The sequence below is a fragment of the Aeromonas sp. R9-2 genome (genome assembly GCF_040908025.1).
GTDB lineage: Bacteria > Pseudomonadota > Gammaproteobacteria > Enterobacterales > Aeromonadaceae > Aeromonas > Aeromonas veronii.
The window spans coordinates 125,471-146,074 of sequence record NZ_JBFOCX010000034.1; the positions used below are offsets into that span (position 1 = coordinate 125,471).

18 protein-coding genes are annotated in these 20,604 nt (G+C 58.0%); 9 read left to right on the forward strand and 9 right to left on the reverse strand.

Translation table 11 applies throughout. The features are described from left to right. Positions 1–8: 8 nt before the first annotated feature. Positions 9–881 (reverse strand): hypothetical protein, encoded by an 873-nt coding sequence (locus tag AB5Y71_RS18880; protein WP_368172219.1) that lies wholly within the window; start codon positions 879–881, stop codon positions 9–11. A gap of 1,174 nt (positions 882–2,055) precedes the next feature. Between AB5Y71_RS18880 and AB5Y71_RS18885 the strand changes: the two genes are divergently transcribed. After that, positions 2,056–3,321: a RidA family protein gene (locus tag AB5Y71_RS18885; protein ID WP_368172220.1), complete on the forward strand. Its 1,266-nt coding sequence runs from the start codon at positions 2,056–2,058 to the stop codon at positions 3,319–3,321. A gap of 72 nt (positions 3,322–3,393) precedes the next feature. On the opposite strand, the gene AB5Y71_RS18890 is transcribed toward AB5Y71_RS18885, so the two are convergent. From AB5Y71_RS18890 to AB5Y71_RS18900, 3 genes are all read right to left on the reverse strand, one after another. Further along, on the reverse strand, positions 3,394–4,116 hold the full coding sequence (locus AB5Y71_RS18890; RefSeq protein ID WP_081042825.1) for a PA1136 family autoinducer-binding transcriptional regulator: 723 nt from the start codon (positions 4,114–4,116) through the stop codon (positions 3,394–3,396). Then, positions 4,113–4,976: a glyoxalase III HchA gene (hchA, locus tag AB5Y71_RS18895; RefSeq protein WP_151286718.1), complete on the reverse strand. Its 864-nt coding sequence runs from the start codon at positions 4,974–4,976 to the stop codon at positions 4,113–4,115. Before hchA ends, AB5Y71_RS18890 begins: the two co-directional genes overlap by 4 nt. A gap of 145 nt (positions 4,977–5,121) precedes the next feature. Further along, on the reverse strand, positions 5,122–5,994 hold the full coding sequence (locus AB5Y71_RS18900; RefSeq protein ID WP_368172221.1) for a LysR family transcriptional regulator: 873 nt from the start codon (positions 5,992–5,994) through the stop codon (positions 5,122–5,124). A 135-nt stretch (positions 5,995–6,129) separates the two neighbouring features. Here AB5Y71_RS18900 and AB5Y71_RS18905 point away from each other — a divergent pair, with 135 nt between their 5' ends. Continuing rightward, positions 6,130–7,158, forward strand: coding sequence for an NAD(P)H-quinone oxidoreductase (locus AB5Y71_RS18905; RefSeq protein ID WP_368172222.1), 1,029 nt, complete (start codon positions 6,130–6,132; stop codon positions 7,156–7,158). 177 nt (positions 7,159–7,335) lie between these two features. Here AB5Y71_RS18905 and AB5Y71_RS18910 read toward each other — a convergent pair whose 3' ends face one another. Further along, a complete protein-coding gene (locus AB5Y71_RS18910; protein ID WP_368172223.1) occupies positions 7,336–7,911 on the reverse strand; it encodes a hypothetical protein in 576 nt (191 codons plus the stop codon). A gap of 147 nt (positions 7,912–8,058) precedes the next feature. Next, complete coding sequence (gene tkt, locus AB5Y71_RS18915; RefSeq protein ID WP_005338517.1) at positions 8,059–10,050, reverse strand: transketolase; 1,992 nt, start codon at positions 10,048–10,050, stop codon at positions 8,059–8,061. A gap of 349 nt (positions 10,051–10,399) precedes the next feature. Between tkt and metK the strand changes: the two genes are divergently transcribed. The 7 genes from metK to ruvX all read left to right on the forward strand — a co-directional run bounded on the left by metK (position 10,400) and on the right by ruvX (position 16,003). Continuing rightward, positions 10,400–11,551, forward strand: coding sequence for a methionine adenosyltransferase (metK, locus tag AB5Y71_RS18920; protein WP_033116068.1), 1,152 nt, complete (start codon positions 10,400–10,402; stop codon positions 11,549–11,551). A 68-nt stretch (positions 11,552–11,619) separates the two neighbouring features. Beyond that, a complete protein-coding gene (locus tag AB5Y71_RS18925; RefSeq protein WP_368172224.1) occupies positions 11,620–12,147 on the forward strand; it encodes a SprT family zinc-dependent metalloprotease in 528 nt (175 codons plus the stop codon). 74 nt (positions 12,148–12,221) lie between these two features. Then, positions 12,222–12,926, forward strand: a complete 705-nt coding sequence (locus tag AB5Y71_RS18930) for an endonuclease (RefSeq protein WP_368172225.1) — start codon at positions 12,222–12,224, stop codon at positions 12,924–12,926. A gap of 120 nt (positions 12,927–13,046) precedes the next feature. Continuing rightward, entirely contained in the window at positions 13,047–13,778 is a 732-nt protein-coding gene (gene rsmE, locus AB5Y71_RS18935) for a 16S rRNA (uracil(1498)-N(3))-methyltransferase (RefSeq protein ID WP_019445235.1), read from the forward strand. 51 nt (positions 13,779–13,829) lie between these two features. After that, positions 13,830–14,780 carry a glutathione synthase gene (gene gshB / locus AB5Y71_RS18940; protein WP_040066605.1) on the forward strand — a complete coding sequence of 317 codons (951 nt, stop codon included), beginning with the start codon at positions 13,830–13,832 and terminating at the stop codon, positions 14,778–14,780. A gap of 202 nt (positions 14,781–14,982) precedes the next feature. Next, the gene (locus tag AB5Y71_RS18945; RefSeq protein WP_005349793.1) at positions 14,983–15,537 is read left to right on the forward strand and encodes a YqgE/AlgH family protein; all 555 of its coding nucleotides are present in this window, start codon (positions 14,983–14,985) and stop codon (positions 15,535–15,537) included. A gap of 43 nt (positions 15,538–15,580) precedes the next feature. Beyond that, positions 15,581–16,003, forward strand: coding sequence for a Holliday junction resolvase RuvX (ruvX, locus tag AB5Y71_RS18950; protein WP_005343821.1), 423 nt, complete (start codon positions 15,581–15,583; stop codon positions 16,001–16,003). Between the two features lie 60 nt (positions 16,004–16,063). On the opposite strand, the gene dtpB is transcribed toward ruvX, so the two are convergent. The 3 genes from dtpB to AB5Y71_RS18965 all read right to left on the reverse strand — a co-directional run bounded on the left by dtpB (position 16,064) and on the right by AB5Y71_RS18965 (position 20,443). Next, positions 16,064–17,569 (reverse strand): dipeptide/tripeptide permease DtpB, encoded by a 1,506-nt coding sequence (dtpB, locus tag AB5Y71_RS18955; RefSeq protein WP_139440042.1) that lies wholly within the window; start codon positions 17,567–17,569, stop codon positions 16,064–16,066. Positions 17,570–18,289: 720 nt separating this feature from the next. Next, a complete protein-coding gene (gene yidZ / locus AB5Y71_RS18960) occupies positions 18,290–19,252 on the reverse strand; it encodes an HTH-type transcriptional regulator YidZ (protein ID WP_368172266.1) in 963 nt (320 codons plus the stop codon). Between the two features lie 18 nt (positions 19,253–19,270). Then, positions 19,271–20,443, reverse strand: coding sequence for an MFS transporter (locus AB5Y71_RS18965; RefSeq protein ID WP_368172226.1), 1,173 nt, complete (start codon positions 20,441–20,443; stop codon positions 19,271–19,273). Positions 20,444–20,604: the final 161 nt, after the last annotated feature.

The window sequence follows — 20,604 nt, forward strand, 5'->3', positions numbered from 1 at the left end:
GCTGCGGATCAGTGTGCCCCCTTGAACAGACGCACAACCTGTTGCCGGATCGGTGCAAACAGCGGGGGCTTTGGCGGCTCCAGATTGATATGGCGCCGCCCGGCACGGGTTTCACAGCGAAGCAGATTCTGGATGTAGTGATGGTGGGAGCGATGGATCAGCTGTGAAGCCTGATACGCCCACAGTCTGGGCACGCCCCACAGGGTGCTGGCAATCGCCCCGACGATGCAGAAGAAAGCGGGCTCCTGAATACCCATCCGGCTGGCATTCTCCAGCGCCTCCTTGAGCGAATTGGAGTGAGCAATACAGGTCATGATATTGACCATGAAGGCGTCGTAATCATCCTCCCCACCCTTGCCAACGCGCGCCGTCAGGGTCGCCGCGGGCTGATAGCCAAACTGATAGCCGATATTTTCCAACACCGTATTCCGCTGGCGGATCACCTTGCCATAAAACATCAGCATCACCATGCAGTCGATCGCCTTGCACAGCGCCTCGTAGTGGGGATGACTCTTCTTGGGACGCGGCGCCGTGGCGAGGGCCAGCTCTTCAGATATGGCCAAGAGGCCCACAGGTACGGCGGTGCTGACAAACGAGAGGTCGATCGACAGCTCCAGCCCCTCCTCCCCTTCCATGCGGGCCACAATCACATATTCACCAAACAACCGACGCTGGCGCTCGATAAAGGCGCCAAAGACCAGATCACGAAACTGCTTTTGCGGATAAGGGGTATCGAGCAGGCTCTCGATGGTCATGATGGCGGCGGATACCCGGCCGCGCAGTCGATAATCGGCAGGAATGGGAAAGCTCTTTCCCAGGCGAGGAGATAACCGCTGCCCAGATGTTTGACAATACATATCGCCCAGAACGAAACCCAGCATAAATCCTCCACAGTCAGGTAATGATGATCGCGACGCGATCTCGCTTGCCAATCCTGGGCAATGGCCTGCCGGTGCATCGATGCTCTCCGTCAGGGCTCCTTGACCACCTTATTAATCATACGATTAATAGCGATTGAAAAAAGCGACCTGACTCGCAATCACGCCACTAATTAACAGTTTCATCAAGAAACCATAGGAAGCGGTCGATAAATCCATTTTTTGACGCATTTCCCTTTAAAAACAGCATATTGAGCTTTATTCCTGCGAAATCATCTGAACTGTTCCCGAGCCCTGAAAACCATCCCAATCATCACAACCAGCCACAGATAAGAGGGAGATCAGACAAAGCCGCAAAAAGTGGAAAAACCTATGACGCGGGGCAACCCCACCCATCGGGGGATGCAACCGGCGTGAAGAGACGCGTATTGCCACCACCGCCCCTCATCCAACGCCACCTCTCATCCAGCACCACAGCTCCCGCACACCGTCACGCCAACGCCAACGCCAACGCCATGATCCTCACTCCTGTGCAGCCGGGGCAGATCCGCCGTGCAAATTCATGGCATAGAATTTTATGGCGTTAATAACAGATCTCGGCTGCCAGCAAGGCGTCATCGAGTATGCCGAAATTATCATTAACAGAGAGGAATGCAAAAGCCGTGAATTATATTCCAGAGGTATCTTTAATAAGGTAGATATGCATATTCACGGGAATTTTCATAGCCCCTTAAAAGAGCTGAAAACAGATATCCATGCACCATAATATGCATTATTTGCACATCGGCGCATAATATTAACCCTTTATTTACACGCCAATATCCCGAAGAGGGGGAGAGCAAACCCAGTCAGGGCAAGGCTGTCCGCCGGTTTGGCACCATTTGCGCACAAATTGGCTCCTATTTCGGGTGAATTGAATAGCAATATGATTAAATTTGCACCCATTGAGCCATCTCATAGAAATGCAATCAGCGGTTTGCAACCCCTGATAGCCACTCATAGAATCGCAGCGTCTGAAATATCTACCCTGTCCTCTTCTCCCTTATTCCTCTCAGTAATTGAGTGGATCACAAATAATAACCGGGGATGCCGTCGCTGGCGCAGTGGCCGTGACGCACAACAAGATGGGGTAAACCTGTACCTGAATGAACAACAAATATTAAAAAGAGGCATATCTATGAGTGGCACCATCATCAAGTCAGCAAGAAATACCCCCCATGCACCCCAGGATCTGGGCCCCTGCACCCAAACGGTGGCGTTTTCTCATTACAACAATATCTCCGCCCAGCTGCCGGTCGATCCCGCCACCGGCAAGATGGTGAGCGGTGATGTCACCGCGCAGGCAAGACAGTGCCTGAGCAACCTCAAGGCAATCATCGAGAACATCGGCCATGTGATGGACGATATGGTCAAAGCGACCATCTTCCTGAAAGAGATGGCCGATCTGGAGGCGGTCAACGCTGTCTATCGCGAATTCTTCCCGGGCTATCTGCCGACCCGCACCACCCTTGCCGTCGCCGCTCTGCCGCTGGGCGCGCTGGTGCAGATCGATGCCATCATCTCCAACGACGAAGGTACCTTCCCACAAGATCCTTGCCCGCTGGTGAAACTCGCCCGCAATAGCGACAAGGTGCCACACAATCCGCTCTCCACCCACACAGTGGCCTTCTCCCACTACAACAATATCGGCGCCCAGCTGCCGGTCGATGCGGCCTCGGGCCAGCTGGTCGCCGGTGGCATCAAGGAGCAGGCGGGCCAGTGCCTGCGCAATATCAAGGCGGTGCTGGAGAGTATCGACGTGCCGTTTGACGATATCGTCAAGGTCACCGTCTATCTGACCGATCTGGCCGATCTGGAAGCCGTCAACGAGGTCTACACCACCTTCTTCCCCGACTCCGCCATCGCCCGCGCCGTGGCCTATCTGCCTGCCCGCTCTGTGGTCAGTGCCGCCGCCCTGCCCATGGGGGCGCTAGTGCAGATGGATGCGGTCATCTCCCACGGTGACGGCACCCCGCCGCAACTGGTGGAAGACAGACACAATCTGGTGATCCGCCCGCGCAATACCGACAAGGCACCGCGCAGCCCGCTCCATTGCCAGACCGTCGCCTTCTCCCACTACAACCATCTCTCTGCCCAACTGCCGATAGACCCCGCCACCGGCAAGATCCTGGCTGGCTGCATCAAGGAGCAGACCGCCCAGTGCCTGAGCAATATCAAAGCGATTGTGGAGAGCATCAGCCATGTGATGGACGATATCGTCAAGGTCAATATCCAGCTCGGCAATATCGCGGATCTGGATGCGGTCAACGCCGTCTACACCAAATACTTCCCGGGCTACCTGCCTGCCCGCACCGTATTCGGAGTCAGCGAACTACCCGCTGGCGCCCTGGTACAAATTGATGCGGTAATGTCCAATGCGGAAAGCACCCCGCCGCAGGTGTAATGTTGCGGGAAATAAAAAAGAGACCGGCTGATGGCCGGTCTATTTTTACATGCCAGACAAAGGGATGGCCCCTCAGCCCTCGATATCGCGGTTCCTGATCGCCACTCTGACCGCCTCTGCGGTAGTGGCCACCCCCAGCCGACGGCGGGCACTGCGCAGATGGTTCTCGACCGTGCGCACCGAAAGCTTCAGGGTGGTGGCGATATCGGCATGGCGCCAACCCCGGGAGACCCACTCCAGCACTTCGCGCTCGCGCCCAGTGAGGCCACGCTCGTGACCCGCTACAGGCATCTCCATCAGGCGACGAGCTGCATGAAAAGCCGCCGCCGCGATCAGCGCAAGGCCAACCCGAGCGGGAGCGCTGGCATCGATCTGATCGCCACCAAAGCTCATCGCCCCTTCCAGTCCCAACGGCCCATAGACGGGAACCTGCAAGCCATGTCGGCCCGGCCCCTCAGGCTGGCGAACGATACGGTACTGCTCGCCAGCAGCGCCAACCGTTTTGCTCCAGAAGAAGGGCTGGTCTCGCTCCCTGATATGCATCGCCATCGGGCACTCGCGCATATAGGCATGCAGGTCGACCGCCTCGCCGCTCTCCAGCCACTCCCCCTCCAGCCAGTAGAGATGCTCGACCACCCCCTCCTCGCTGGCACTGATGGAGAAGAGCGCAAAGCGGTGATACCCCAGCGGGGTGGCAAAGGCGCGCACCAGTTGCTGGATCTCCTCCAGCCGCTGGCACCCTTCCAGCGCCACCGCGACCTGCAATGCATTCGCTGGCGATGACGACAACCTCATCGCTTGGCAACCGCCTCCAGCAAGGTGGTGGCGGCCAGCTTGCCGAGGTTATTACCAGCCAGCGGGCTGTCACCGGTCAGCAGATTGCGATCCCGGCACACCTCTCCCGAAATGCCGTTGTTGACGATCTCAAAGCCAATCTCTTTGAGTTTCTCGCCAAACTTCCAGGTAAGGTGGCCAGGCATATAGCCAATTGCCGGGGTCTGGGCATCCAGCTCATCGGGGAAAGCGCAGATCTTGTAGCCCGCGAAGGTCTCTGGATTGGCCACCGCCAGCAGCGCAGCAGGCCCGTGACAGAGGGAGATGATGAAGCGATCGTTGGCCATCGCCCACTCCAGCAGCGCTTTCACCTCGGCACTCTGCGGCAGCCCCATCAGGGCGCCGTGCCCGCCGGGAATAAAGACGCCGATATAGTCGGAGTCGGCGGCCAGCGCATCTTTCAGCAAGTCGGCCAGCTTGGCCGGTTGGCGGAACTGCGCCTGATATTTGGCATAGAGTCCCAGCACCTCTTCGTCTTCGCCGGGCATGGCCCACCACTCGAACTTGACCGGATTGCCGGAGAGGGTGGCCATATCAAAGGCAAAGCCCGCCTTGTCGAGGTGATACATGGGCAGCAGGGTTTCGACCGGATGGTTACCGGTGGAAAACAGGGTGCCGTTGTCGGTGGGCAGATAACGCTCATCGGCCCCGATCAGCAGGATCTTCCAGCGCCCCTCCCGATAGGGAGCGGGATAGTCAGCCCCGGCAAGGTCAGATTTGCGCGAGGTGAACTGGCTCAGGGAGTAGGGCGATGGGAAGAAGGCATTCTGCTCTGCCGGATCCGGGGTCGGTTGTTTATCGTCAACAAGCATATCGGTCATGGGTCAGGCTCCAGTAGTGGTGGACTCGGTCTCACAGTATTGACTGTCAGAGACCAAGTAAATGAGGGTTTTCCCTCAACCGCCATGACTATGGCAAGAGGTGTGACCATGCTGCGACAAAACCTGAACAGAATCCCCGCCAGACTTAGGCCATCGCGGCAAATGCCCTGACGATGGCATCCATGACCGCCCTGACCCGCGCGGCATGCTGCACATCCTGATGGGTCACCAGCCACACATCGTAGGATTGCTGTAACTGCCGCTCGGGCCAGACCCGCACCAACCCGGCTTGCTCGGCAAGCGGAACCGCTACCTCGCCAAGTCCCAGCCCCATCAACAGGGCCTGACGCAGCATCAGGCTGGTATTGACTCCCGCGGCGACCGTGGCCCCCTCGGCCGCCTCTTCGAGCATCATTGGCGAGCGAGCGCTCTGCCAGTGGGGCTCATACACCACCAGCGAATGGCCCGCAAAACCGGTGCCCGCTTCGGGAATGCCATGGCTAGCCAGATAGTCGGCGGAGGCATACAACCCGACCGGCCAAGAGGCCAGCTTGCGGATAATCAGGTCGGGATTGTCCGGCTTCACCGTCCGGATCGCGATATCCGCTTCCCGCAGGGACAGATTGACTACCTGGGTCGAGGTATTGAGGATGATCCTGATATCGGGATAACGCTGATGCAGCTCGGTCAGGGCCGGTATCAGAAAATCCATCCCCAGGGTGTCTGTGGTCGCCACACTGACCTCCCCAACCAGGCGGTTGTCGACCCCTTGCGCCGCCCGCACAAAATCAATGGCTGCCAGCTCCATCTGCTGGGCGCTGGCCAGCACTATCTCTCCGACATGAGTCAGCACATACCCTTTGGATGTGCGGAGAAACAGCGTGGCCGCCAGACGATGCTCCAGTGCGGCAATCCGCCTGCCAATGGTGGCCTGATCGACCCCGACCACACGGGCGGCGCCCCTCAGGCTCCCCTCCCGATGCAACGCCAGAAAAATTTTCGCATCATCCCAGTTCATTACGACTCCCGGTTGAAATGCATTTTTGCATTACAGATGAGGGATAATACTGCGTTTATTCATCAGCAATCTCCACTATCTTGGTGCTCATCCCACTCGGGGAACCTCATATCACCTCGTTACAAGGAGCCGCTGATGCATAACGCCTATTCCATTCCCGCCACCATGAGCGCGGTAGAAATTACCCAGCCCGGTGGCCCCGATGTCTTGCAACTGACCACCCGCGCCACACCAGCGCCCAAGCCCGATGAGGTTTTGATCCGGCACTATGCAACCGGTATCAATGGGCCGGATGTGATGCAGCGCAAAGGGCTCTACCCGCCTCCGGCAGGAGCATCGGATATTCCCGGGCTGGAGGTCGCCGGGGTCGTGGTCGCCAAGGGGGAGCAGGTGGAACATCTCAAGGTTGGCGACAAGGTCGCCGCACTGATTTCGGGTGGCGGCTATGCCGAGTACAGCGTCGCCCACCAGAGCAATGTCCTGCCTCTGCCGCCCGGATTGAGCTTTGCCGAAGCCGCGGCACTGCCGGAAACCTTTATGACGGTCTGGTCAAATATGTTTGAACGGGGTCAGTTTAAAAAGGGAGACATTATCTTGATCCATGGCGGTGCCTCCGGCATCGGCACGACCGCCACCATGCTGGCCAAGGCATTTGGCGCCGCAAAAATCATCACCACGGTCGGCTCACCCGAGCAGCAGGCCGCCAGCATCAAGCTGGGCGCGGATGTGGCCGTGCTCTACAAGGAGGAGGATTTTGTCGAGGCAGTGCATGCAGCCACCGATGGCCATGGCGCCGACATCATTCTCGATATCATTGGCGGGGAGTATGTCGCGCGCAACTATGCGGCGGCCGCCATCAATGGCCGCATAGTCCAGATCGGCATTATTGCGGGCGCCGCCCCCAATCTGGATCTGTTTCCCATGCTGCAAAAGCGGCTGACCCATATCGGCTCTACCCTGCGCTCGCGGACACCGCAGGAAAAAGCCGAGCTTATTGCCCAACTGCAAACTCATGTCTGGCCATTTATCGAACGTGGCGAGGTCAAACCGCAGGTTTACCAGACCTTCCCGCTGCATGAGGCCGCCGCAGCCCACCATTTGCTGGATTCAGGCCGTCATATCGGCAAGCTGGTATTAACCATGGAGCCGTTGTCGTCAGATTGATAAAGCCCATAGTGGAGCAGGCCTAGGTGGATGCGGTGATATCCAACGCGGAAAGTACCCCGCCGCAGGCGTAAGGGGTGCGATAAATAAAAAGAGACCGGCTGAGAGCCGGTCTCTTTTTATGTAACATGTGAGGCATTATTTTTATGGCATCGTCTAAAGAACGCGAACGTCCGATTACGCTTCGCTAATCGAACCTACGAGGTTATAACTACTATATATATAATCCCATGCGATTAGTGATTCATGAAGACACTTATATGCATCTAATAAAAACTGTCCATTTTCATCATTTACACAGGCTTTAATTTTCACACAATCTCTATCTTTAGGCACAATAAAGTATTTCCCCTCCAATCGATAAATAACTGAGACTAATTCAGAATTAACCAAGATGCTTTGTACAACTGAAAGCTGAGCAAACTTCCCACTCCGGCTTTTTCTAAGCCCACCGTGCTTTAGACCATTTGCTATATCAGAACAATACGTCAAACAGCTATGCTTGTTAATTTCACTTTCAAGCATTTCTTTGCTAATACTTGGGTTTATATTTATTAACTCAGCTATAAGCAGGTCTTTTATTGACCAACACCAAACAAATGCTGATTCGATATCATCTTGAACTTGGATAAGGGGTTTTATTCCATTAACAATGAAACTATGATTATTAAAATCAACTATATTTTCAGGCCATTCTAGATTTGATGATTTACTGATATATCGTGAAACCCTTTGCTTTAATTGATTACTCAAAGAGATGCTCCCTATTTTTAACGGTAAACCATATTAAAAAATAATAATTCACATCCTGCTACTCACAGTTTCTTCAGTCAAAGGTTGTTCAACAAAAAACGCCTCCATAGGGAGGCGCTTTTCAATTCAGTTCCAAGTAATCAGCTATTACAGGGACTCTGCGGTCGCAACCACGTTTTCCACAGTAAAGCCGAATTCCTTGAACAACAGCTCGGCCGGTGCGGACTCACCGAAGGTGGTCATACCGATGATCTTGCCGCCGAAACCGACGTACTTGTACCAGTAGTCAGCGATGCCGGCTTCGATGGCCACACGCTTGGTGACGGAGGACGGCAGGACGGACTCTTTGTACTCGGCAGACTGGGCGTCGAACACGTCGGTAGAAGGCAGAGAGACCACGCGCACGGCACGGCCCTTGGCAGTCAGCTGCTCATAGGCGGCAACGGCCAGTTCCACTTCGGAACCGGTGGCGATCAGGATCAGCTCCGGAGTACCGGCGCAATCCTTCAGCACGTAGCCACCCTTGGCGGTGTCGGCCAGCTGCTGGGCAGTACGATCCATCTGGGCCAGGTTCTGACGAGAGAAGATCAGAGAGGTCGGGCCGTCGGTACGCTCGATGGCGTGTTTCCAGGCGATGGCAGATTCAACCTGGTCACACGGACGCCAAGTGCTCATGTTCGGAGTCAGACGCAGGGAGGCGATCTGCTCAACCGGCTGGTGAGTCGGGCCATCTTCACCCAGACCGATGGAGTCGTGGGTGTAAACGAAGATAGCGCGCTGCTTCATCAGGGCGGCCATGCGCAGGGCGTTGCGGGCGTACTCCATGAACATCAGGAAGGTGGCGCCGTAGGGGATGAAACCACCGTGCAGGGCGATACCGTTCATGATGGCGGACATGCCGAACTCGCGTACACCGTAGTGGATGTAGTTGCCGGAGGCATCGTCGTTGGTCAGAGACTTGGAGCCGGACCACATGGTCAGGTTGGACGGAGCCAGGTCGGCAGAGCCGCCCATGAACTCCGGCAGCAGCTTGCCGAACGCTTCCAGAGAGTTCTGGGACGCTTTACGGGTTGCGATCTTGGCCGGGTTGGCTTGCAGGGTTTCGATGATCTTGGCGGATTCAGCAGCCCAGTTGGCCGGCAGTTCGCCAGCGGTACGGCGCTTGAATTCGGCAGCCAGCGTCGGGTGAGCTGCTTCATAGGCGGCGAACTTGGCAGCCCAGTCGGCTTCCAGTGCAGCACCCTTCTCCTGAGCGTTCCACTCGGCAGCGATATCGGCCGGGATAACGAACGGGGCGTGGTCCCACTTCAGGAACGCGCGAGCCGCGGCGATCTCGTCGTTGCCCAGCGGTGAGCCGTGGCAGTCGTGAGAACCGGATTTGTTCGGAGAACCGTAACCGATGATGGTGCGGCAGCAGATCAGAGTCGGCTTGCCGGTCTCGGCCTTGGCGGCTTCGATGGCGGCATTGATGGCTTCCGGGCTGTGACCGTCAACAGCCGGGATTACGTGCCAGCCGTAGGCTTCGAAACGCTTGACGGTGTCGTCGGTGAACCAGCCTTCTACGTGACCGTCGATGGAGATACCGTTGTCATCCCAGAACGCGATCAGTTTGCCCAGTTGCAAGGTACCTGCCAGGGAGCACGCTTCGTGGGAGATACCTTCCATCAGGCAGCCGTCGCCCATAAAGGCGTAGGTGTAGTGGTCAACGATGTCGTGGCCCGGCTGGTTGAACTGCTCAGCCATGGCTTTTTCGGCGATCGCCATACCAACGGCGTTGGTGATGCCCTGACCCAGCGGGCCAGTGGTGGTTTCAACGCCCGGTGCATAGCCGTACTCCGGGTGACCCGGGGTGCGAGAGTGCAGTTGGCGGAAGTTTTTCAGATCGTCGATGGAGAGGTCATAACCGGAGAGGTGCAGCAGGGAGTACAGCAGCATGGAGCCGTGGCCGTTGGAGAGAATGAAACGGTCGCGGTCGGCCCACTTGGGGTTGTTCGGGTTATGTCTGAGGTGGCTACGCCACAGCACTTCGGCGATATCCGCCATTCCCATGGGGGCGCCCGGGTGACCGGAGTTGGCTTTTTGAACGGCATCCATACTCAATGCACGAATGGCATTGGCAAGCTCTTTACGAGAAGGCATCTGAATCTCCTGCGATTGCTTCATTTGATGGCCAAGATTAAGGCGCGTTATTGTCCCAGCAGGGCGCGCGGCGTGCAAATATTATCTGGATGAATAAAGTGGCTTTGGGAGGACAATCGCTTTTCTTGCCCTCTATTGACCAAAGCAACCAGAGAAAAACGTTTGATTTCCATCCCTTTCGGGATAGGAGAGCACCGCTTGTGACCCATTGGACACTGCGCGACAAAATAGTGCTGGCAATCGGGGGGGGCGCTAATTAAAATAGACGTCCAGATGTAGATACCTCTACACCATCCTATTCATCCGGTTATTGCTGTGGCGATAACCCAGACAAGCTGAGACTCTTATCATGGCAAAGCTGTTTACTTCCGAGTCGGTCTCCGAAGGCCATCCCGACAAGATTGCGGACCAGATCTCCGATGCGGTACTGGACGCCATCCTCAAGCAAGATACCAAGGCACGCGTTGCCTGCGAGACCCTGGTCAAGACCGGCATGGTCATGGTGGCCGGCGAAGTAACCACCTCTGCCTGGGTTGATATCGAAGAGATCGTGCGTGATACCGTACGTGAAATCGGCTACACCCACTCCGACATGGGCTTCGATGCTGACTCCTGCGCCGTGCTGAACGCCATCGGCAAGCAGTCCCCGGACATCAACCAGGGCGTTGACCGCAGCGATCCGCTGGAGCAGGGCGCTGGCGACCAGGGCCTGATGTTCGGCTACGCCACCAACGAAACCGACGTGCTGATGCCCGCTCCCATCACCTACTCTCACCTGCTGGTGAAGCGTCAGGCTGAAGTGCGCAAAAATGGCACCCTGCCGTGGCTGCGTCCGGATGCCAAGAGCCAGCTGACCTTCGCCTACGACGACGCAGGCAAGATCATCGGTGTCGATGCCGTGGTTCTGTCTACCCAGCACGCTGAATCCATCAGCCACAAAGATCTGGTTGAAGCAGTACGCGAAGAGATCATCAAGCCGGTGCTGCCGGCCGAGTGGGTCAACAAGGACACCAAATACTTCATCAACCCGACCGGCCGTTTCGTTATCGGCGGCCCGATGGGTGACTGCGGTCTGACCGGTCGCAAGATCATCGTCGACACCTACGGCGGCATGGCCCGTCACGGTGGTGGTGCCTTCTCCGGCAAGGATCCGTCCAAGGTTGACCGTTCTGCAGCCTACGCCGCCCGCTACGTTGCCAAAAACATCGTTGCCGCCGGTCTGGCCGATCGCTGTGAAATCCAGATCTCCTACGCCATCGGCGTGGCCGAGCCGACCTCCATCAGCGTGGAAACCTTCGGTACCGCCAAAGTCGCCGAAGATCTGCTGGTCAAGCTGGTGCGCGAGCACTTCGAACTGCGCCCGTATGGCCTGATCCAGATGCTGGATCTGAAGCGCCCGATCTACCAGGCTACCGCCGCCTACGGTCACTTCGGTCGCAACGAGTTCCCGTGGGAGCAAACCGACAAGGCCGAGCTGCTGCGTTCTGCCGCTGGCCTGTAAGGCTCGCTGTTGTGATAAAAGGGGAGCCTGGCTCCCCTTTTGCTTATCCGCTATCTGACGAGATGTTGATGTCTGCCACTCCTGCCCAGCTTGTCGCCCTGCTGCAACAACGCGTAGAAGCCTGCTTTGTGCAGGCCGAGGCGCGCCTTGGCCGCACCTTCCCCCGCCCGCGGATCTACTGCAACATGCGGGGCCGGGCGGCAGGATCGGCGCGGCTGCAAACCTGGGAGCTGCGCTTCAATCCCGCCCTCTATCAGGCCAACCAGCAGGCGTTTCTGGATGAGGTGGTGCCCCACGAGGTGGCCCATCTGCTGGTTTACGCCCTGTGGGGTGAAGGTCGCGGCAAAAACCGGGTCTTGCCCCACGGCCACCAGTGGCAGTCGGTGATGCGGGAAGTGTTCGGCCTTGAGCCCAGAACCACCCACAGCTTCGATCTGGCGGTACTGGCCCAGCGCACCGTGCCCTATCACTGTCACTGCCAGCAGCATCAGCTCTCTATTCGCCGCCACAACAAGGTGGTGCGTGGCGAGGCCCGCTATCACTGTCGTCGCTGCAAGCAGCCGCTGGAGCGGGAACGGCCGGAGCCAGAGCAGTAAGCCAGCTTGTGTCGCGCCCCTGTGGTAGGGTGCCCGCCATCGTTCGTCAATCACCCCGTTTTGCAAGGAATCCCATGCGTTTCATCTCCTCCCTCGCCCTGACCCTGCTGGCCGGTTTGCCGCTGCTCAGCGCGCCTCTGCACGCCCAGACCTTTCGCGAAGCCAAGCAGGATCTGGTGAAGCTCTATCGCAGCCAGCCTGCGGTCACCACCTTCTACTGCGGCTGCGACATCGACTATCAGGGCAAGAAAATGAGCCCGGATCTGGCCAGCTGCGGCTATGAGCCGCGCAAGCAGGCCAAGCGCGCCGCCCGCATCGAGTGGGAACACGTGGTCCCCGCCTGGGAGTTCGGCCACCAGTTGCAGTGCTGGCAGGATGGCGGCCGCAAAAACTGCGAAAAAGCGAGCCCCGAGTTCAACAAGATGGAGGGGGATATGCACAACCTCTTCCCCGCCATTGGCGAGGTGAACGGCGATCGGGCCAACTACCGCTTCTCCGACTGGAACGGCACCCCGGATCAGTACGGCCAGTGCCAGATGCTGGTGGATTTCAAGGATCGTCGGGTGCAGCCGCCTAAGGGGCCGGTACGGGGCCAGATCGCCCGCGCCTACCTCTACATGAGCCAGCAGTATGGGCTGCGTCTGGCAGCACAACAGCGTAAACTGTTTGAAGCCTGGGATCGCCAGTACCCGGCAGAGGGCTGGGAGTGCGAGCGCAACCGCCGCATCGGCACGCTGCAGGGCAATACCAATCCCTTTATTGAAAAGCAGTGCCAATAACCCCATTTGACCAGGGAGGGGGAACGCCCCCTCCTATCCTGAACCCCTTCCCTACTGCTGCGTGAGCCTTGCTCGCCGCAGGATATAAAGGGTTTCCAAGCAAGAGACTGACAAGCAGCCATGCGCATTCCACGTATCTATGAACCGGCCACCCTGCAAGTTGGCCAGACCATCGCCCTGTCGGAAGACGGCGCCAACCATATCGGCCGGGTACTGCGCATGCAGCCGGGCCAGCAGCTCGAGCTGTTCAACGGCGATGGCAATCAATACCCCGCCACCATCGCCAGCGTCGGCAAGAAGTCGGTGGAAGTGACCATCGACCGCTGCGACGCCCAGTCGGTGGAGTCACCGCTGGCCATTCATCTGGGTCAGGTGATCAGCCGTGGAGACAAGATGGACTTCACCATCCAGAAATCGGTGGAGCTGGGCGTCACCTGCATCACCCCGCTCTTCTCCGAGCGCTGCGGCGTCAAGCTGCCGGCAGACCGCTTGGAGAAGAAGCGCGAGCAGTGGCAGAAGGTGGTGATCAGCGCCTGCGAACAGTGCGGCCGCAACGTGGTGCCAGAGGTGCGCATGCCGATGGAGCTGGACGCCTGGCTGGCAGAAGAGACCAAAGAGCTCAAGCTCAACCTGCACCCGCGCGCCGAGTACAGCATCAACACCCTGCCCGTTCCCGAGCACGGCGTGCGCCTGCTGATTGGCCCGGAAGGGGGCTTGTCGAGCGACGAGATCGCCCGTACCGTGCAGGAAGATTTCAAAGAGATGCTGCTGGGGCCGCGGGTGCTGCGCACCGAAACCGCCGCCCTGACGGCGATTACTGCGCTGCAGTGCCGCTTTGGCGATCTGGCCTGAAGCAGGTTTTAAGAATCTCACTAGCAATCGAGCCACAAGAAGGATATTCGGATGACCATTAAACTCGGCATCGTGATGGACCCCATCTCGGCCATCAACATCAAGAAAGATTCCAGCTTTGCCATGCTCGAAGAGGCGCAAAAGCGCGGCTATGAGCTCTTCTATCTGGAGATGAAGGATCTCTACATGGAAGCTGGTCGCGCCTTTGGCACCATGCGCCCGCTCACCGTCAAATATGACTATGCCGACTGGTACACGCTGGGCGAGGTGGTGGATCAGCCCCTCTCCAACCTAGATGTGATCCTGATGCGCAAGGATCCGCCGTTCGACACCGAATTTATCTACGCCACCTACATGCTGGAGCGGGCCGAGGATGAGGGTTGCCTTATCGTCAACAAGCCGCAGAGCCTGCGCGACGCCAACGAGAAGCTCTATACTGCCTGGTTTGCCGAGCACACCCCGACCACGCTGGTAACCCGCCGCGCCGACAAGCTGCGCGCCTTCCACGCGAAGCACAAAGACGTCATCCTCAAACCGCTGGACGGCATGGGCGGCGCCTCCATCTTCCGCATGAAGGAAGATGATGCCAACGTCGGCGTGATTATCGAGACCCTGACCGCCCACGGCAGCCAGTACTGCATGGCGCAGACCTATCTGCCCGCCATCAAGGATGGCGACAAGCGGGTACTGGTGGTGGACGGTGAGCCGGTGCCTTACTGCCTGGCGCGCATTCCGGCGCAAGGTGAGACCCGTGGCAATCTGGCGGCCGGTGGCCGTGGTGAGGCACGTCCCCTGAGCGAAGCTGACTGGGCCATCGCCCGTGCAGTTGGCCCGACGTTGAAAGAGAAGGGGCTTATCTTCGTCGGCCTCGACATCATCGGCGATCGGCTGACCGAGATTAACGTCACCAGCCCGACCTGCATTCGCGAGATTGAAGCGGCCTTCGATGTTCACATCACCGGCATGTTGATGGATGCCATCGAGCGTCGGCTGGGCAAATAATCGCCAGACAGGCTAAACCGGCCTGTTCAGGGGTAACCCACCCCCGACAAGCCAGGAAACAGAGAGGGTGGCCCGGCGCCACCCTCTCTGTTTCAAGACAATCCGGAAAGGGGCGGGATCTCGCCCAGCCCAAAAAGCGGTTTTTCCCATGGGGATCAACTGCCATAATTGACCTCAAATACCTTTGCACTATTTGGCCTCTATGCAAACACTGCAAAATCACTTCCTGCTTGCCATGCCAAGCCTGACGGATCCCTATTTCGAGCGCTCGCTGGTCTATCTGTGCGAGCACAACGAAGAGGGCGCCATGGGACTGGTCGTCAACATTCCGGTGGAGATGTCGCTGGAAACCATGCTGACCCAGCTCCAGCTCAATCCGCCCAACAACCCGGAACTCAAGCAGCCGGTGCTGCAAGGGGGGCCGGTTCACGCCGATCGCGGCTTCGTGCTGCACAGCTTCCGCCCCGGTTTCAACTCCACCCTGCAGGTGGGGGATGAGATGATGGTGACCACCTCCAAGGATATTCTGGAAACCCTGGGTACGAGCGAGGCTCCTGCCCATTGGCTGGTGGCCCTTGGCTATGCCGGCTGGAGCGCCGGGCAGCTGGAGCAGGAGCTGGTGGATGGCGCCTGGCTGGTGATCCCACCCAATCCGGCTCTGGTGTTCAAGACCCCCATTCACAAACGTTGGCAGCAAGCTGCCGCCAGCATAGGGGTGAACCCGGTTCACCTCTCCAGCGATATCGGCCACAGCTGATCGGCTGGCCCGCTCCGCTCTCTATTTCGAGGATTTATCAGTTATGTCATCACGCAGCATCATGGGCTTTGACTATGGCACCAAGAGCATTGGCGTCGCCATCGGTCAGGAGCTGACTGGCACAGCCCAGCCTCTGCGCGCCCTCAAGGCCAACGACGGCATCCCCAACTGGGACGAGATTGAGAAGCTGCTCAAGGAGTGGCAACCGGACCTGCTGGTGGTCGGTCTGCCGCTGAACATGGATGGTACCGATCAGGAGATCACGGTACGGGCCCGCAAATTCGGCAACCGGCTGCATGGCCGTTTCGGCAAGCCGGTGGAGTTCAAGGATGAGCGACTCACCACCACCGATGCCCGCGCCCGGCTGTTTGAGCGAGGCGGCTATCGCGCGCTGGAAAAAGGCAGTGTGGACGGGGTATCAGCGCAGCTGATCGTCGAAGCCTGGATGGAAGAGCAGTACAACTAAGCCATCAACAGCAAGGCAAGGGTCGCAGCCCTTGCCTTGTCTCGCACTATCCTCCCCTCATTACGCCTGTGATTGTCCCGCCACCAGCCCCTCGGCCTCTGTCGGCGTCGCATTCATCATCCGGTTGAGCCAGGGCACCATCAGCCCCATCACCACCGCAATCAGCAGGGTCGCCATCCCGATCTTGCCAAATACGCCGGTGTAAATGGGCAAAGTTTGCAGCGGATCCGTCATCCCTTGCGGCACGGCGGTAAAAGTCGCCACATAGCCACCCAGCAGGGACGCCATCGCCTGAGTCAGGAACCACATTCCGAGAATGAAGCCCATCAACCGTTGTGGCACCAGCGCGGCGACCATCGCCAGCCCCAGCGCACTGATCATCAGCTCGCCCAGACTCTGGAACAGGTAGATAAGCACCATAAACCAGGGGGAGGTAAGCCCCTGCTCATCGGCAAACCACCAGCCGGATGCAGCCGCCGTCAGAAAGCCCAGCGAGCAGAAGAACATCCCGAGGGTGAACTTGAGCGGCATGGTGAGATCCCGCCCCTTGCTGCCCATTCGGGTATAGATCATCGCGAGTACCGGGCTACCCACCACCACCCAGAAGGGGTTGAGCGCCTGGAAGCTGATGGGGTTGACGCTCATGCCCAGCATCTCGTGGTGCATGTTGTTGATGGCAAAGAAGTTCAGAGACGTCGGCATCTGGGCGTAAAGCACATAGAAGAGCACCGCCTCCAGCATCAGCACGAAGGCCACATACATCTTGTTGCGGCCCACTGTGTCGAGCCTGAATGCCTCGCGGAAGAAGAAGATCACCACGGCGATGGTCACCGTCATCAACACCATGTTGGCGATCACCACGTGGTGCATCAGCCAGGCGCAAAAGAAGACCATGGCTACCGAGCCCAATATAACCAGCAGCAGCTTGCTGTAATTAAGTGGCAGGTGATCCGGCGCGGAGCCAATATCCTTGACCATATTGCGGCAAGCAAAGAAGGTGAGCAGCGCAATAATCAGCCCCACCCCGCACAGGTTATAGGTCACTGTATAGCCGTAGTGATCGGCAATCACCGGCGCGAGCGAGAGGGAAATAAGGGAGCCGATATTGATCGACATATAGAACAGGGTAAACGCCCCATCCAGCCGCGGATCTTTTGGCTGGTAGCATTTTGACAGCAGGCTGGCCGGATTGGCCTTGAACAGACAGTTGCCGACTGCAATGGTGCCCAACGCATAGAAAATCAGGTCGGGATTGTAGATAGAAAGGCCGGTCATAAAGTAGCCTATCACCAGCACCACGGCCCCCAGCACCATGGTGCGCTTGGTGCCGAGCACATGGTCACCGACATAGCCACCGACCGAGATCAGGCCATATACCAGCGCCGAGAAGGCACCGAAGGTAATAAAGGATTGCTCTTGGGAAAATCCCAATTGCTGTACAAAGAAAACAGCCAGGATCCCCTGCACGCCGTAATAACCGAAGCGCTCCCAGAGTTCGACGAAAAATATCATAAAGAAGGGTTTGGGTTGTTGTAACAACCCGGTCGGTGCTGTTGCTGGACGCATATCAACCTGCCTTTGCTGAGATTTATTTTTATTAATCTGGTGGTGGCTGCCGCACTATTTTTTGCCCGCCATCGCTATAACGGAGAGCACAGTCAGCCTGCCAATCTGGCTATTTTCGGGTGCACGCGCCCCGTTCGATGAAAGGTGTTTTTCATCTAGCCGGTTTCAATTACGGGTTATCGGGGGATGGTGAGTGGCGTCTCCCGGTACAGTTACCGGCTCCGGGTTCTACCTTTGCGGCATCCCTTTACTCAAGCCGGTTTATCAACCTTGATACTTATTCCCCTCTGCTCCGTCACTCATGGCTGGTGGCCAGATAGCCGGGGCATGACACGGCCACAGACGACCTGTGGGGCTGGCTCACGCTGCGCTCTACTGGCCATCACACTGCACAGGCGCTATCTAACCCCGCCATTCCAAGGGGGTGTCATGCTATATCACTGCAAATACAGGAACTTAATGGTCGATCACACTTTAAAATTGACCATCAGTGAAGTTTTCTAATGAAACCACATGAATTTTTTTCGTGAAAAGAACTTCACTCGAGACGTGCAATCACTGCCAATCTGTGCATAAAGAGAGTTGAATGGCACACAGCTTGAACCCGTGCCCCCCAGCGCGGCACTTCAGTCGTGCCAAAGCCTGCTCATCCGGGCGATACGACAACAAAAAGCCGGAGCAGATGGCTCCGGCTGATCGATGCGCACCATCACGGCCACATTAGCGTGGCGATTCGTCGTTGTAGAGTCGCCGGATCTCGTTGCGCAGCCACATCACCTTGGCATCCTGATTGTGCCGTTTGTGCCACAGCAGGATGAAGGCGATCTCCAGCTGGGCGTAGAGCTTCTCGGGCAGCGGCAGCGGCATGGCGATCAGATTGCCATGATGCCGACTGGCATAACCACCGCAGTAGGAAGGGGCCACCGCAATCAGCTCGTGACTCGACTGGGAGGCAATATGCAGCGCCTGCTCGAAGCTGGAGACCATGATGGGCACCTCCCGCTTCAGCCCCTCGTCCTCCAGCAGACTGTCGAGAGCCCAGGTATCGTTCGCTTCCCACACCATGCTGATCTGGGGGCAGGTCAGAAAATTCTCCAGCGACCACTTCTGCTGGAGCAAGGGGTGATCCTTGCGCAGGAACACCACCGGGCGATCGGTGAACAGCACCTCGTGATCAATGTAATAAGGCAAGCGGTTGACCTTGGCCAGAGAGCGGCCATGGGTCTCGCGGGCGCAGAAGCCGAGATCCGCATCACCGTTGACGATGTCGTTGAGGGAGTGGTGATCCCACCCCAGCATCCTGACCACAGAGTTGGGGTACTTCTGGTAGATGGTCATGGGCAGATCGCTCAGGAAGCTGATGTAGAAGGGGGACTCCATCACCAGCGTGAAACGGGCACCATCGGGGATCGCCTCGCTATTGAGCGAGGTGATGCTGTCGGTGAGCTGGAACCAGAGCTTCAGCTCCTCCTCCAGAGTCAGGGAGAGGTTGGTGGGCTGCAACCCCTGCCGCACCCGCACAAACAGGGGATCGTCAAACCACTCCCGCAATTTGGCCAGAGACTTGCTCACCGCCGACGGAGTGACACAGAGCTTTTTGGCCGCCCCTGCCACACTGCGCTCCTGCATCAGGTACTTGAACACCACCAGCAGGTTCAAATCGAGTTCACCCAGATTGCGCATATCCCCTCTCATCTTCCATCAGCCCTGCGACCGCGCTTCACGAAGCGCGAGCCATGGTAACAGCCCTTTGACAGCCAGGTAACTGAGCAGTGCCAGCAGCAGGGCGCAGATCAGCATCTCGGTCGGGGCAAAGCCAAGTTGACCCAACAGCCAGATATAGAGGCCGGAGAGGCTGATCTGCATGATGCAGAGCACGGCGCTGGCAAACGCCACATTGTGCTGACAACCATCGAGCGCCTCCCCCATCGCCACCCCGAAGCCACAGGAGAAGCCGACACAGACCAGCGCAAACCCCGGCAGCAACAGATAGATATCGCCCCCCGCCTGCCAGCTGCCGAGCAGTGAGCACGCCGCCAACAGATAGGCGAGATGAGACACCGCCAGCACCTTCTGTTTGCCCAGCCAGCGCAGCAGCAGCGGAGTCAGGAAGGAGGTGGACATACTCACTCCGGCCATCACCATCATCACGATGGAGTACTGCTCGGTAGTGAAGCCAAACTCCTTCATCAGGATCAGCGGCGAAACGCTGACATAGACCAGAATGGCGGTCACGCTGGCACTGGTCAGCAGGGAGAGCAGCATAAAACGCGGCGAGCGCAGCAGGGCAAATGGCAGCGCAGCACCACTGCCCGGTTGCCGCGCCGGGCGAGTCTCCTTGAGCAGAAGCAAGTTGACCAGACCGCTGACGGCCGCCACCAGCGCCATCGCCACGAAGATCCCGCGCCAATCAAAATGTGACAGGATGAGGTAACCGAGCACCGGCGCCAGCACCGGGATCACGCAGATGACCCCGTTAATCATCGAGAGCGCCATCGCCAACCGCTCCTCACTCAGCACATCCCGCAGCACGGTAAAGGTCATGATATAGAGCGCCCCCGCCCCGACTCCCTGCCAGAAACGGCCGAAATAGAACTGGCCAATCCCCTCCGCATTGCCTGCCACCAGCGAGGCGAGGACAAAAATCAGGGCGCCCCCGAGCACCACCCAGCGCCGCCCGAAGTGATCGGCAATCATCCCCCCCAGTAGCACGGTCGCTGCCATGCCAAACAGATAGATAGAGAAGGCGGTGTGGATCTGCGCCTCGCTCGCCTGCAGGGTATCGGCAATCTGGGGCACAGCGACCAGATAGAGATCGATCCCGACCGGATAGAGAATGATCATCAGAAAAGTGCACAACAAGAATACAGGCATGAACGCTCCATAACAGATTGGCGTGCCGATGCCTGCCAGATCACAGTGACAGGCGAACAATGGCGGGGCCAAGGTGGTGACAAAGCTAGCAACGCAGCGCGTCGCAATGGGGCAACTATATGGGCGCCCACCGCTCTCACCTAGTGAAGAGATGGCGATCG

Bases quoted from the DNA above. Each gene is read 5' to 3' on its own strand.
- AB5Y71_RS18880 (WP_368172219.1), bottom strand. From the start codon at position 881: ATGCTGGGTTTCGTTCTGGGCGATATGTATTGTCAAACATCTGGGCAG.
- AB5Y71_RS18885 (WP_368172220.1), top strand. From the start codon at position 2,056: ATGAGTGGCACCATCATCAAGTCAGCAAGAAATACCCCCCATGCACCC.
- AB5Y71_RS18890 (WP_081042825.1), bottom strand. From the start codon at position 4,116: ATGAGGTTGTCGTCATCGCCAGCGAATGCATTGCAGGTCGCGGTGGCG.
- hchA (WP_151286718.1), bottom strand. From the start codon at position 4,976: ATGACCGATATGCTTGTTGACGATAAACAACCGACCCCGGATCCGGCA.
- AB5Y71_RS18900 (WP_368172221.1), bottom strand. From the start codon at position 5,994: ATGAACTGGGATGATGCGAAAATTTTTCTGGCGTTGCATCGGGAGGGG.
- AB5Y71_RS18905 (WP_368172222.1), top strand. From the start codon at position 6,130: ATGCATAACGCCTATTCCATTCCCGCCACCATGAGCGCGGTAGAAATT.
- tkt (WP_005338517.1), bottom strand. From the start codon at position 10,050: ATGCCTTCTCGTAAAGAGCTTGCCAATGCCATTCGTGCATTGAGTATG.
- metK (WP_033116068.1), top strand. From the start codon at position 10,400: ATGGCAAAGCTGTTTACTTCCGAGTCGGTCTCCGAAGGCCATCCCGAC.
- AB5Y71_RS18925 (WP_368172224.1), top strand. From the start codon at position 11,620: ATGTCTGCCACTCCTGCCCAGCTTGTCGCCCTGCTGCAACAACGCGTA.
- AB5Y71_RS18930 (WP_368172225.1), top strand. From the start codon at position 12,222: ATGCGTTTCATCTCCTCCCTCGCCCTGACCCTGCTGGCCGGTTTGCCG.
- rsmE (WP_019445235.1), top strand. From the start codon at position 13,047: ATGCGCATTCCACGTATCTATGAACCGGCCACCCTGCAAGTTGGCCAG.
- gshB (WP_040066605.1), top strand. From the start codon at position 13,830: ATGACCATTAAACTCGGCATCGTGATGGACCCCATCTCGGCCATCAAC.
- AB5Y71_RS18945 (WP_005349793.1), top strand. From the start codon at position 14,983: ATGCAAACACTGCAAAATCACTTCCTGCTTGCCATGCCAAGCCTGACG.
- ruvX (WP_005343821.1), top strand. From the start codon at position 15,581: ATGTCATCACGCAGCATCATGGGCTTTGACTATGGCACCAAGAGCATT.
- dtpB (WP_139440042.1), bottom strand. From the start codon at position 17,569: ATGCGTCCAGCAACAGCACCGACCGGGTTGTTACAACAACCCAAACCC.
- yidZ (WP_368172266.1), bottom strand. From the start codon at position 19,252: ATGCGCAATCTGGGTGAACTCGATTTGAACCTGCTGGTGGTGTTCAAG.
- AB5Y71_RS18965 (WP_368172226.1), bottom strand. From the start codon at position 20,443: ATGCCTGTATTCTTGTTGTGCACTTTTCTGATGATCATTCTCTATCCG.